The sequence below is a fragment of the Pseudoalteromonas sp. KAN5 genome (genome assembly GCF_022846535.1).
Lineage (GTDB): Bacteria > Pseudomonadota > Gammaproteobacteria > Enterobacterales > Alteromonadaceae > Pseudoalteromonas > Pseudoalteromonas haloplanktis.
In genome coordinates, this window is sequence record NZ_AP025589.1 from 883,760 (window position 1) to 897,332 (window position 13,573).

At 38.2% G+C, this 13,573-nt stretch carries 8 protein-coding genes; 6 read left to right on the plus strand and 2 right to left on the minus strand.

What is annotated here, in order from left to right; genetic code table 11:
• Window positions 1-41: 41 nt before the first annotated feature.
• A complete protein-coding gene (locus tag KAN5_RS03865) occupies window positions 42-2,291 on the plus strand; it encodes an aminotransferase class V-fold PLP-dependent enzyme (protein ID WP_244390533.1) in 2,250 nt (749 codons plus the stop codon).
• Window positions 2,292-2,358: 67 nt separating this feature from the next.
• Here the strand turns inward: KAN5_RS03865 and KAN5_RS03870 are convergent, their stop codons facing one another.
• Entirely contained in the window at window positions 2,359-3,387 is a 1,029-nt protein-coding gene (locus KAN5_RS03870; RefSeq protein WP_016707510.1) for a LacI family DNA-binding transcriptional regulator, read from the minus strand.
• 349 nt (window positions 3,388-3,736) lie between these two features.
• Here KAN5_RS03870 and pgi point away from each other — a divergent pair, with 349 nt between their 5' ends.
• The 4 genes from pgi to KAN5_RS03890 all read left to right on the plus strand — a co-directional run bounded on the left by pgi (window position 3,737) and on the right by KAN5_RS03890 (window position 11,368).
• On the plus strand, window positions 3,737-5,383 hold the full coding sequence (gene pgi, locus KAN5_RS03875; RefSeq protein ID WP_016707509.1) for a glucose-6-phosphate isomerase: 1,647 nt from the start codon (window positions 3,737-3,739) through the stop codon (window positions 5,381-5,383).
• 302 nt (window positions 5,384-5,685) lie between these two features.
• On the plus strand, window positions 5,686-7,158 hold the full coding sequence (gene zwf / locus KAN5_RS03880; RefSeq protein WP_016707508.1) for a glucose-6-phosphate dehydrogenase: 1,473 nt from the start codon (window positions 5,686-5,688) through the stop codon (window positions 7,156-7,158).
• Between the two features lie 2 nt (window positions 7,159-7,160).
• Window positions 7,161-7,871, plus strand: coding sequence for a 6-phosphogluconolactonase (gene pgl, locus KAN5_RS03885; RefSeq protein ID WP_016707507.1), 711 nt, complete (start codon window positions 7,161-7,163; stop codon window positions 7,869-7,871).
• 848 nt (window positions 7,872-8,719) lie between these two features.
• On the plus strand, window positions 8,720-11,368 hold the full coding sequence (locus KAN5_RS03890; protein ID WP_016707506.1) for a TonB-dependent receptor: 2,649 nt from the start codon (window positions 8,720-8,722) through the stop codon (window positions 11,366-11,368).
• Between the two features lie 365 nt (window positions 11,369-11,733).
• Here the strand turns inward: KAN5_RS03890 and KAN5_RS03895 are convergent, their stop codons facing one another.
• Window positions 11,734-12,738, minus strand: a complete 1,005-nt coding sequence (locus KAN5_RS03895) for a cupin-like domain-containing protein (protein ID WP_016707505.1) — start codon at window positions 12,736-12,738, stop codon at window positions 11,734-11,736.
• 63 nt (window positions 12,739-12,801) lie between these two features.
• On the opposite strand from KAN5_RS03895, the gene KAN5_RS03900 reads away from it, so the two are divergent.
• Entirely contained in the window at window positions 12,802-13,497 is a 696-nt protein-coding gene (locus KAN5_RS03900; protein WP_016707504.1) for a SapC family protein, read from the plus strand.
• The last annotated feature ends 76 nt before the right edge of the window (window positions 13,498-13,573 follow it).

A 13,573-nucleotide genomic window follows, 5' to 3' on the forward strand; every position in this document is an offset into this window, starting at 1 on the left:
GGTTATAAGATATATCTTTTAGTAATATGGTGCGTTTTTTAATGTCTGATCTATTATTCCCTACTGACACTTCGTCACAAATTTACCTTGATGCAAACGCAACGACTCCCGTGCTACCTTGTATTGCCGAGGTTGTGTCACACACCATGCAAATTTGCTTTGGTAATCCGTCTTCTTCACATATTACTGGCATTCAAGCTAAGCATTTATTAGAGCAAACTCGTCAAAAAGCGCGTGATGTCATTGGCGCGCAGCAGGGGGATATTTTATTTACTTCAGGGGCGACAGAAGGCATTCAAACGGCTGTTGTGTCGACGTTAATTGCTGCTAAAAATCACACTATTAAAAACCCCGTTTTATTATATGGTGCAACTGAGCATAAAGCGGTACCAAATACATTAATACACTGGAATAGCGTATTAGGCATTAACGCTAAAGTGCTTGCGATACCTGTTTCAAATGATGGTCTATTAGACTTAGAATTTATCGCTGAGCATGCTAGAAATGCATTGATGATTTGTACTATGGCTGTAAATAATGAAACCGGTGTTTATCAAGATTTAACGGCCATTGAAGCAGTAATTCGCAGTCATAATGCTGACGTTGCTTGGATGGTTGATTGTGTACAAGCTTTAGGTAAAACGGCACTTGCTTTAAGTGATACCAGTATAGACTATGCGCCTTTTTCAGGCCACAAGCTCTATGCACCTAAGGGGATTGGTGTGTTGTATATTCGTCAAGGCAGTGCATACACCCCATTTATTGCTGGGGGGGGCCAAGAAAGTGGGATGCGATCAGGCACTGAAAACCTACCCGGTATTGCAGGACTTAACAAATTATTTTCCTTATTACTTGATAAAGCAAACGACACGTTTAAATCACTTGATGTGTTGCATAGCTACCGTGAACAATTGCAGCATGCGTTAGTTGATACCTTCGGCAGTTTAACATTTAACCATGACTTTGATTTATCAGTACCAACCACTTTAAACTTTTCGGTTGATGAACTAAGCAGCAAAGAAGTAATGGATTTATTTGATGCGGCCGGTATTCGTATCAGTGGCGGCTCTGCGTGTAGCTCAGGGGCGAGTCGCAGCTTTGTTCTTGATGCTATGGGGGTGAGTGATTGGCGTAGTGAAAATGCAATACGTTTATCATTTGGACCTGCGACAACCCAAGCTGAAATAACCACAGCTTGTACACGTATTCGTTCACTTAAACCTATATTACAAGCAAACTGTTTAATGGTGTCTGATTCATCATTACCGTTGCAAGAAGTATGTGCCTTAGGACTCACTCAATTTAGACACCAAGGTGCATGTTGTTGGCTTTATGTCAGCCAAAATAAGCACGCGGTGATTATTGATCCGATTGTAGAGCTCATTCCACGCCTTGAAAAAATAGTGCATACCCAAAATTTAACTGTAGCAGCGATTTTAGATACTCACGCACATCAAGAACGCTGTGCTGCAACAGCGTTGTTAGCACAAGCCCTAAAGTTCAGTTTTGCTGACACAGATCAATTAGGTTGGCCAATTTCACAGGATCGGATTGAATTGTCAGAGTGCACAATTGAACGGATCGCAACACCAGGTCACAGTGAAGATAGTGTTAGTTATTTATTAAAGTGTAATGACTCACACCAAGTACGCTTCTGCTTTTGTGGCGATCTACTGCTTCCAGCAGGGCTTGGTAATACAGCTATTGATGGTGGTAATGCGTTAGTGATGGCACATTCATTACGGCAACTATCTCAATGCTTGGACAATTCGACAGTGATCTGCTCAGGGCATGATTACCAGCAATGTTTTGCGATTAATTGGCAAGTGCAACAACAGCAGACACCGTTATTGAAGGCACTATTAACGAATGAAATAACAGATGCCGAATTCTCACAGCAAAAACACCACAGTGACGAGTGCAACCTATCGAAATTTGCAACTTTGTGCGGCTATGCAGATAGTTTACAGCACAGTACAGCGTATGAGGTAAATGCAGTGCAAGCGAAAGAAATGTTAATACTTGCAGATGTCCATCTAATTGATACCCGAGAACCCTATGAGCATGGCGCTAATGATATTTCTCAGCAATTTGCAATTACCCCTGATCGTGTGATGAATATTCCGCTTAGTAGAATGGCAAATGCGTTGGTAGATGGGCAATTGAATGCGCAAAATAAATATATTTTACTTTGTCGCAGTGGTAATCGCTCAAAACAAGCGGCTACTAATTTATCTCAACTTGGCTTTACCCAAGTGTATAACCTCAGCGGTGGTATGGCATTACTTTAATTTAAAGTGTCTAACAACAATAAAGGCGCTTACAAGCGCCTTTATTATTGTTAGTAACGTGGTAATGCTATTGTTTGGGTCCTGAGCTTTCTCTTACAACAATAGAGGGAGTAAACGAAGTAATGATGTCTTTATCTTGATTGCGTGCCCCTCGGGTTTTTGTGAAGAGCAAGCGTGCTGCATGTTGAGATATAATATCATTTGCTTGGTGTGCGGTGGTTAGTTTTGGCCATGTCTGGCGTGAGAAGGGTGAATCCTCAAAGCCGGTAATGGATAATTGCTCAGGAATAGCGATACCCATTAAGCGTGATGCAAACAAGGCTCCAGCGGCCATTTCATCGTTACCACCTAAGATGGCGGTGATCGCCAGTTTGTTGTTGTCGGCTAGTAATGTTTTTGCGCCTTCAACACCAGATTCAAAAGAGTACTTACCATCATACACAAAGTCACAGTTAAATTTTACTTGATGATCTGCCAGTGCGGCTTTATAGCCTTCAAGACGCTCTGATGTGGATTTATGCTCTTTATCACCACAAATGAAGCCTATATTTTCATGGCCATGTGCAAGTAAATGAGTAGTGATTTCATACGCGGCTTTGTAATCGTTTACATAAATACAGGTATCTTGATCATCATCAGTGGGTCGCCCAGATAGGACGCGAACGTAGTGAATATTTAATTCATCTAACAAATTAGTGATGCTACTTTGCTCTGATAATGGAGGGGTGAGTACAAGCCCTGCTAGACGAGAGCGTTTTATCATAGTGATAAAGTCTGCTTCCATATTGGCATCAGTGTAAGTACAAGGGTGGATCACCAATTCATAGCCTTCGTCTTTGCAGCGAGAGAGCACACCATTTTGCATATCAATAACATAATAGGCATTGGGGTTGTCATAGACTAAACCTACAGTAAATGATGACGTACCGGCTAGATTTCGCGCTGCAAGGTTAGGTTGGTAATTCAACTCATTGACAGCTTCCATCACGATATCGTAAGTTTTTTTACGAACAGAAGGTTCTTTGTTGATCACCCGTGAAACTGTTTTCATCGACACTCCGGCGAGTCTCGCTACATCATTTATAGTTACTTTCATAGAGTTACTTTTAGGTTATTGTTTTAGTGTTGTCTTGTTCCTGCGATGAGTATTTATGAGTAGACTTAGCAGTGCTCTATTCATTAATTCTTCATCTAGACCAGTTAGTGTATCTAATGTTCAACAAAATTAGCAGTAAAATAATTGAGATAATTTTTATGATACCGGTGTCAAATGAGTAAAAGTGCGTTATTATCTCGATTGTAAAATATAAAAGTAGCTTATTGACAGCGTTGTCATTTTAACTTATCGTTAACTTCGTTTGTAGGTTAATACGCTATCAGTTCACTTTATTTATATAAAGATAGTTACAAATCAGTTTGTTGCAAGTTTAAGGGGATGTTAAAAAATGAGTTGTCGTTCACAGTTAGCTAGTTGGCAAGCATTACAAACAAGTGCAAATAAGATGAAGGAAATTCATCTTAAAGATTTATTTGCCAATGACAGCACTCGATTCGAGCAATTTTCGACTCAAATCCCTGGTGTTTTATTTGATTATTCAAAGCAATTGATTGATAACAATGTGGTCACTCAATTGATTTCTTTAGCGCAAGAGTGCGATATCGCCACTTGGCGTGACAAAATGTTCAGCGGTGAAAAAATCAATATCACTGAAGATAGAGCGGTTCTTCATACAGCGCTTCGTAATCGCAATGAATCATCGCTAGTTGTTGATAATGAGAATGTAAGCTCGGTGGTGAACGCTGAATTACAAAAGATTAAGTTGTTCGTGAATAAAGTTCGCAGTGGACAATGGTTAGGTTATACCGGTAAAGCGGTTAAAGATGTTGTCAGTATTGGTGTAGGTGGCTCAAATTTAGGGCCGCAAATGGCAACTGAAGCGCTGAAAAGCTACGCTGATGACACTTTGAAAGTGCATTATGTTTCAAATGTCGATGGTGTGCAAATCGCTTCTGTTTTGAAAGAGATTGATCCAGAAACGACGTTGTTTGTGATTTCATCAAAAACGTTTACTACATCAGAAACCATGACCAATGCAAAAACTGCCGTTGCGTGGTTTTTAGAATCAGCGAATGACAAGCAAGCGATTGCAAAACACTTTGTAGCTGTAAGTACTAACTTAGAAAAAACGGCTGCATTTGGCATTGCCGATGAAAACGTATTCACTATGTGGGATTGGGTTGGTGGTCGCTTTTCATTATGGAGTGCGATAGGATTACCAATCGCATTATACTTAGGCTTTGAGGCCTTTGAAGCCGTGCTTGATGGTGCATTTGAAGTAGATGAACATTTTAAAACAGCTGAGTTTCAGGAAAACATTCCACTTTTGATGGCATTATTAAGTGTGTGGAACACCAGCTTCTTAGGTTTTGATTCACAGGCCATTTTGCCTTACGACCAAGCATTGCATATGTTGCCAGCTTATTTACAGCAAGGTGAGATGGAAAGTAATGGTAAGCATGTAAACTTTGCGGGCAATACCGTGCCGTATACTACAGTGCCAATTATCTGGGGTATGACAGGTATCAATGGTCAACATGCCTTTTATCAGTGTTTGCATCAAGGAAACGTTGTTGTACCCGCTGATTTTATTGCGTCAATTAAGCCGCAAATCAACGTAGGTGAGCACCACGATATATTATTATCGAATTTCTTTGCGCAAACCGAAGCAATGATGATGGGTGTTGATGCACAGCAAGTGCGTGCAGATTTAACAGCCAAAGGTAAAACTGAGGCTGAAATCACGCAGTTGCTGAATCATAAAATTCATCAAGGTAATCGTCCAACGACATCAATGTTGTTAGACACCGTAGATGCCAAAACAGTGGGTCGTTTAATCGCTTTGTATGAGCACAAGATTTTCTGCCAAGGTATCATCTTAGCGATATGTTCGTTTGATCAATGGGGTGTTGAATTAGGTAAAGGTTTAGCATCAAAAATTGAAGCTGAGTTATTGGATGACAGTGTCACTCACCCTCATGATAGCTCAACAAATGGTTTAATGAGCTACTATAAACAACGACGAGCACAGTAAAAAATTCGCACAGTATAATGAGTTGTATTGTGCAACCAAATACCTTTGAACGGGTAGCGCTGGAGTTCTTAGGGCCTGTGTATTTGTGAGAGGATATACAGAGCCCCTAAGACTCATTTAATTACCAGTTTACTATGAGTAAAGCTGGAACAATATTCAGCACTAAAGACAAGCGAATTCAACAGGCTTTTTCTCGATCACGATGCCAAAAAGCTGACATCATCTAAACAATAAGAATGTATGCCTGTACTATCAATAACAGATAGTCGACAACGAGGCATAGCAAACGTAGAGAGTAAATTATGCTAAATCCTTTTGATATTGTAATTTTTGGGGGCGGTGGTGATCTTGCATTACGCAAATTATTACCAGCAATGTATCGCGCATATCAAGAAGGCAACCTTCCGCAAGGTTCACGTATTTTACCGACGGTTCGTGAAGAAAGTAAACGTGCGGAATATATAGAAACAGCTCACCAAGCATTAAAAGAGTTTTTAAGTAAAGGTGAGTTTAACGCCAAAGACTGGAAAGCTTTTTCCGCGTGTTTAGTACCTGTCGTAACTAACGTTACCGAAGCGGATGACGATTGGGACAAACTAAAAACAATTCTTAATGAACATGATGAAGATAAATCTCGCGTATTTTATTTGTCACTTCCTCCAGCCGTTTATGGCAGTTGTTGTGAAATATTATCCACGAAAGGTCTTATCACACCAACATCTCGTGTTGTAGTCGAAAAGCCAATAGGCTATTGCGGTAGCTCGGCTGAAGAGATCAATGCAAAAATTGCTGAGTATTTTACTGAAGAGCAAATTTTCCGTATCGATCACTACTTGGGTAAAGAAACCGTTCAGAATTTAATGGCATTGCGCTTTTCAAATTCAATATTTGAAAATATGTGGGATGCTAAATCAATTGATAATATTCAAATCAGCTTATCTGAAACCGTAGGCCTTGAAAGTCGCGCTGGTTTTTACGATAAAGCCGGTGCATTACGTGATATGGTGCAAAACCATTTATTACAGTTGCTATGTTTAGTGGCAATGGAATCACCAAACAAATTAAATGCCAGCAGTATTCGTACTGAAAAATTAAAAGTATTAGAGTCACTTCGTCCACTTGTAGGAACGGATGTAGACGACAATATTATTCGTGGTCAATATGTACCAGGCGATTTAGCGGGTAAAATAGTTCCAGGTTATCTTGAAGAACTTAATGAAGGTTCGAGTAAGACAGAAACCTTCGTTGCTATTCGTGCGCACATTGATAACTGGCGTTGGGCTGGTGTGCCATTTTACTTGCGTACAGGTAAGCGTATGGCTAAACGTTGTGCTGAAATTGTGGTTGAATACAAAAAAGTTTCACATAACGTGTACGGCGATAACGTAGGAAAAATTGAACCAAACCGCTTAGTTATTCGTCTGCAACCTGAAGAGACAATTCAATTAACCTTGATGTCAAAACGTCTTGATAATCTTGAGATGCAACTTGAGCCTGTAACTATGAATATTGAGCTTTCCCAAGCTTATAGTAATGGTTTTCACTCCGATGCGTACAAACGTTTAATGCTTGATGCTGCAGCAAATAACCCATCATTGTTTATACATCGTGACGAAGTACGTCAGGCATGGAAATGGATTGACCCTATTATTGAGCGTTGGCAAGAAAAAGGTAAACCGGCCTTATACCGTGCTGGTAGCTGGGGACCAGATGATGCTGACGAATTATTAGCTGAAAATAACCATGTTTGGTTTAACACTGGCGATAAGGTATAAGCATGGCAACCATCGTAGAAAAGTTTTTTGACTCAAAAGATGCATTAACAGCAGAGTTATCAGCAACGCTTGAACAAAGCCTAGTTGATGGTATTGAAGCGAGTGGACGTGCAGTACTTATGGTATCAGGTGGTTCATCTCCTGCACCTGCATATAAACACTTATCTAATTTAGCTTTAGATTGGGCGAAAATCGACGTTGCCATGGTCGATGAGCGCTGGGTTGATGCAGAGCATGATAAAAGTAATGAAGCGTTCATAAAAAGCACATTACTACAAAACCATGGCGCCGATGCAAACTTTATCACAATGAAGAATAGTGCTGCTACAGCTCAGCAGGGCAGCGCAGAATGTGAAGCCGCATATCAGCAGCTTAAACGTCCATTTGATGTGACTATTTTGGGGATGGGTCCTGACGGCCATACAGCTTCATTATTTCCACATGCTAAAGGTCTTGAATACGGACTAACGACATCAGACTTGGTATGTGCAATTAACGCTATTGAAAGTGACGTGACAGGCAGTATTACTGAGCGTATGACTTTGACGTTGGCAGCCATAGCCCAATCTAAAGTTGTTAAGTTGTTGATAAGCGGTGAAGAAAAGCTAGCTGTTTATAAAGCTGCAAAAGCTGGTGGTGATGTCAATGATATGCCGTTGCGTGCAGTATTAAATCACCCAAGCATTAATATTGAAGTTTATTGGGCACCATAAGTATATAGTTGCTCAACACTTTAAAATGCAGACTTTTAAGTCTGCATTTTTTGTTTTCAGCTAAAATTAGCTCATTGTATAGCTGAGGCTGCACACTTGAGTTTATGTGAAAATTGCCACCTGACACTAATCGATTAAATGTTTAACTTAAACTAAGACGTTGACAGCGTTATGAATTTTTAAGTAGAACAGTAACATGTCAAAAATTTCACCTTGTTATTACTGTGTCTATCAGTCACTGCAAATAGTCTGAGTTAACACGATTGACCTTAATGTATTCTTTCGATAGTTAGCTACGATAAATGGAATACTCACGAAATAAAGGTAGACATAAGTAGTATAGGTCTTTATAATTGAAAAATGACAACGCTGTCATTGATATTGATAACCATTTACTCAAGTTCCCCTTAGGTAGATTATTTGCCCTAATTTACCAAATAATGAGTGTCAATAGGTGCGTTTTATTACAGCTAATCGAATTAATATTATTGTAGTTTAAACGAGTATTGTTCCACTTGTAAGGATCAGGTGGAACGTTTTTTTTACACTTTGACTTATCAAAAATCTTAAAATTACCTAAAATCGTACATTTGCTTTTCTCTTTTTTGACATATTCATGTTATATTCACGCCGTTAAAAAGTAACAATCCATAAAGTTCATTATTTTTATTTTTCTTTTAATTTCAATTGCTTAGTGTTTTTATAGCTATTTTTTTACACAATATAGCTAAAAAGATGTAGCACAATTGTAATTTAGAGTGTATGGTTTGTTACTAGATGACAACGCTGTCATCATCACTGGGCAGAAGTGATAAATAAAACCAACAAAATGATTCAAGGGGAATCCTGTGTTAGCTAAAAATTTTAAAAAAAGCTTATTAGCAGTAAATATCGGTCTTGTAATGAGTGCCGGATTCACTGGTGCTGCATTCGCAGCTGAAGAAACGCAAATCAAAGAAGACGTTGAAGTCATTGAAGTACGTGGTATTCGTGCCTCAACTAAAGCTGATATTAACAACAAACGCTTTGCAAATGCAGTTGTTGATTCTATTACTGCTGAAGATATTGGTAAATTTCCAGATAAAAACGTTGCTGAATCACTTTCACGTATTACGGGTGTTGGTGTAAGTCGAGAGTTTGGTGAAGGTGAGAAGATCACTGTTCGTGGTTCTGATCCTACTAAAAACCGTACTTTACTTAATGGTCAAAACGTAGGTACAGCTGATTGGTTTATTCTTGATAATCCATCACGTAGCTTTAACTTCACTATGTTACCATCTTCTTTGGTAAGTAACTTGGAAGTTTATAAGTCACCAGAAGCGCGTTTAGACGAAGGTTCGATCGGTGGTACAGTAATTCTTCATACTCGTAAACCTCTGGACTTAGACTCTGGTACGACTCACATCAACCTTCAAAGCCAATATTCAGAAACATCTGAAGAGCATGACCCACTAATTGAAGGTTTATTTTCATGGAAAAATGAAGATGAAAAGTTTGGTATTTTAGTTTCTGGCTCTAAATCAGACCGTACAGTTCGTCGTGAAGGCTTTGAAGTGCTAGGTTGGGATGCACAAGATGATGGTACATACACACCTCGTACTATGGGTGTACCAGTATTCCGTCAAGACCGTGAAAGAACAACATTATTTACAGCAATTCAATTTGCACCATCAGATGATTTTAGTGCTACTTTAAACATCTTAGATTCAAATATGGATGTGAATAACACGAACTCAAACTATCTACTTATGAATCCAGCATCTAACGCTACCCTAAGTTACGAAGGGGAAAATGCTGTGTATGGAAGTGGTGGTACTGATGTTCGCTGGAATCACATTAACCGTATTTCAAGCACTGACACAAGCTCAATTCATTTAGATATTGATTTTGCAACAGATTCTTTCAGCATGAATGTTGAGTTAGGTACAACCGAGGCTGAAGGTGGTACTTTGAATGAAACGTCTTGGGAGTATGGTGGTCAAGGCGATTATAACTTTGATTTAACGGGAAGCACACCAACGGTTAATGCAGGTGTTGATGGTACTGATCCTTCTAAATTTAATGGCGGCTGGATCTGGGGTGGTAATAAGCCAACGACAGACGAAGAAAGTTATGGTCAAGTAGATTTTGATATTCCTGTTGATATGGGCGCATTCACTGCTATTAAAGTGGGTGTGAAGTATCGTGACCAGAAACGTACTCAAGATAGAGAAGCGTACAGCTGGCACTGGGGTTATGCAAACGATGGTGTTAGTGCTAACTACATGAGCCAAATTATTGGTACTGATTGCCCTACTTTAGCACAATGTGACCTTGCTATTGGTTCTGATTCAGTAGGTGCTGATGTTGTAAATGGTGATATCACGCAGCAATTAACGCATAACAGCGCTAAAATGTTTGAACTTGGCTTAGGTCCAGACGCATCATATGCAGCACACAAAGTACTTGGCGAAATATTTGCAGTTGAAGAGAAAAAGACCTCATATTACATTCAGGGTGACTTCTCTGGTGATGATTTCCGAGGTAACATAGGTGTTCGTGTTGCGAAGACTGATCAAGACTCTTCAGGTTATTTATTCTCTTCTGATTCAGCAGGTCTATTAACAGTTGATAATCCAGGCTTGAATCCTGATTTAGTTCCATCAACGCTTGAGTGGGTAACAGAATCGCGTAGTTATACTGAAATTTTACCTAACTTTAACTTGTCATATGATTTAGCTGAAGATCAAATTGTTCGCTTATCAGCGGCAAGAACAATGGCTCGTCCTAACTTTTTTGATATCTCACCAATTACAGCACCTGGTGATTTAGGTGAAGATAACCCAACAGCGCAAGCGGGTAATCCTAACTTAGACCCACAGTTAGCTAATCAGTTTGATGCTGCATGGGAATTTTATTTTGATGAAGCATCACTTTTTGCAATAACATTATTTTATAAAGATATTGAAAGCTACCAAACCTCTGGTACCTACATGCAAGACTTCTACGACCAAGAAGAAGATATGTGGATCAGTGCGACAGTAACACGTCCAGAAAATGGTCCTGGTGGAACGACTACAGGTCTAGAAGCTACATTGCAGTATGACTTAGGTGGTGGTTTTGGTGTATCAGCGAACTATACTTATACTGATGCAAAAAATGATGGCGAACGTGATGTTATGAACCCGGGTTCTGGCTTAGTAATGGGCGCATCAGAAAATATGTTAAACGCTTCAGCATTTTATGAAGATGACTTATTTTCAGTGCGTGCAATGTACAACTATCGTACTGAATGGTACAAAGGTCTACATTCTTCAGGCGCAGAGCTATGGAATGATGACTATGGTCAATTAGACTTCACTACAACTGTAAATGTTACAGAAAATATTTCTGTTGTGTTTGAAGGTATTAACTTAACGAATGAAAAAGTAGTTGAGTACAATACAAGTAAAGACCGAGTTCTATCAATTTATGAAAATGGTCGCCGATTTGTTCTTGGTGCTAATTTCCGCTTCTAAGATTCAACTCATATAAAAAATGCCGCAACTTAGCGGCATTTTTTGTTTATCCTGCTTGCTATACTAATACCAATCGACTTAAATATTTAACCATTCTAGCGGGCTAAATAAAGCGCTAACTGCGTTATAAATTTTTCATGTAGAACAACTACATGTCAAAATTTATGCCTTGTTATCACTCCATTTACCTGTCGCTATAAATGGTCAGTAACTTAACACGATTGGTATAATGTGCTATTACACACTATCATTTTCATGAGTTAAATTACTTATAAGTTCAAGTTAAATAATATAGTAATTAAATTATTATTAATGAATTTAGTTATTTAAATGGCGTGTTTTAAACTTCCATAAAACTGAGTGTTTTAATTTTTTATTCTTGAAGCTAGAGCTTTATATGCCTGCTCTATTTTGCTTTTGTTGCCACTTAATATACCGTCATAACTTTTAGTTTTGTTATTGAAAGGATCTGATTTATTAAAAACATAATAATCAAATATTTTTTGCCATGACTTTCTCTGGTGCTCAGGTAAATGCCTAATTGTTAAAATGCTGTGTAATAAACTATCAGAATAATCGCTGTTTATACCCTGTTCATTGATTTCATTTTTCCACCAATAATTAATTAATATATTAATTTTTTCAGTTGCTTTTACATTATGCCACCACAGTGGTGGAATAAATAAAGCCTCTCCTTCATTTAATGATGCTTTTAACACTTGATCTTTTACATTAGAAAATTTTGGAAACTTAGTCAGATCTGGTTGCGAAAAATCGACCTGACTAACGGCGGGCCCTGCTATGGAAAAATCCAGTGGCGCCACATATAAATTTGAAATAGCTTCGGCAGGTAGCAGGTAAAAAGTTCTTTTTCCACAAAGGTTTAAAGCTATATTATGCTCGCAATCATAGTGTCCTGGCACTGTTGTGGCATTGCCTATCCAAATTCGAGGGTCAATATTTGCTAAAAAGTCTGGAGAAGGGTTATTGTTTAAAAATGAAGTTAAGCAATCTTTAACTAGAGCACTTTGCACTGCAATGACATCGCTATTATTCAACTTTAAATTAAGGATCAGCTTTTTAAGTACAGCAGGAAAAGGAGCATCGTACTTTTTAAAAGTATATGCCTCAAAAGTATCATCTGAAAAACCTATTAATCCATTGTGTTTTTCATCAATAACTAAAGTATTAACAAGCTCATTTTTTGCTTGGCTTATTAAATGTTGTAATATTCTTTCTTTAGAATGTTTTGCAATTTCTAATGATGGCCAACTATCAAATAAATTGGTTAAAATTATTGGTGTGTCTTTTCTTTCAAGATAACGTTTTAAGTTATCAATTTCTGCAACATTAATTCGTTGTATTTTCATCCTTTAACTTACCTTGAATACATGTTATTTTTAGTAAAATAATAACATATAGATGAGTGATTTATGTCAGAAAATTATGAAATATTTAGCTTAGAAAAACATAAAAAATATTCTGTTAAAATTAGTGAGGAATATTCACACGCTAGCCATCTTCACATGGTAAGTATAGTACCTAGCGAAATTGCAAAGGTAGCACTAAACTTCCCAATTTCTTTTATTAAATCAAAAACAGATAGTTATCATATGGTGGCTATTTTAGGTTTGCAAGCAGGCTCTAATGTATTTATCGATGATGGTCACTTTGAAACGGTTTATGTCCCGCAAAATATATCTAAGTACCCTTTTTCGTTAGCAAAAAATGCTGAAGGGGACATCGTAATTGCGATTAATTCAGATGAGTTGAATGATCTAGGTGAAGGGGTTGCTTTAGTTGCTGGTGATGGGCAACCATCTGCGTATATGCTTGAAAAGCAAAAGCAATTAAAGCACTTAGCTGAACAAGAAGTGATTTGCAATCAGTTTATTGAAACGCTAAATGAATTAGGCTTGCTTATTGAACAACGCTTTAAGTTTGATTTAGGGGATGGAAACAAGCAGCAGATTTCCGGTTTATTTTCGGTCGACCGAGAGTTATTGAATGCATTAAGTGATGACGATTTACTCTCATTACAAAAAAATGGCATGCTTGAGGCTATTTATTCGCATTTAATTTCTTTGGGGCAGTTTCAGCGTCTTATTGACAAATCAGCTAAAAGTTAAATACATGAAACGAGTATAAGTTATTTTGCGGTTAACTTTGTATTTATATGTGAAGAAGGTTCACTTCAATAAAAGC

Coding starts and splice junctions, on each gene's coding strand:
- zwf (WP_016707508.1), top strand. CDS start 5,686: ATGCTAAATCCTTTTGATATTGTAATTTTTGGGGGCGGTGGTGATCTT.
- KAN5_RS03870 (WP_016707510.1), bottom strand. CDS start 3,387: ATGAAAGTAACTATAAATGATGTAGCGAGACTCGCCGGAGTGTCGATG.
- KAN5_RS03900 (WP_016707504.1), top strand. CDS start 12,802: ATGTCAGAAAATTATGAAATATTTAGCTTAGAAAAACATAAAAAATAT.
- KAN5_RS03895 (WP_016707505.1), bottom strand. CDS start 12,738: ATGAAAATACAACGAATTAATGTTGCAGAAATTGATAACTTAAAACGT.
- KAN5_RS03865 (WP_244390533.1), top strand. CDS start 42: ATGTCTGATCTATTATTCCCTACTGACACTTCGTCACAAATTTACCTT.
- pgl (WP_016707507.1), top strand. CDS start 7,161: ATGGCAACCATCGTAGAAAAGTTTTTTGACTCAAAAGATGCATTAACA.
- pgi (WP_016707509.1), top strand. CDS start 3,737: ATGAGTTGTCGTTCACAGTTAGCTAGTTGGCAAGCATTACAAACAAGT.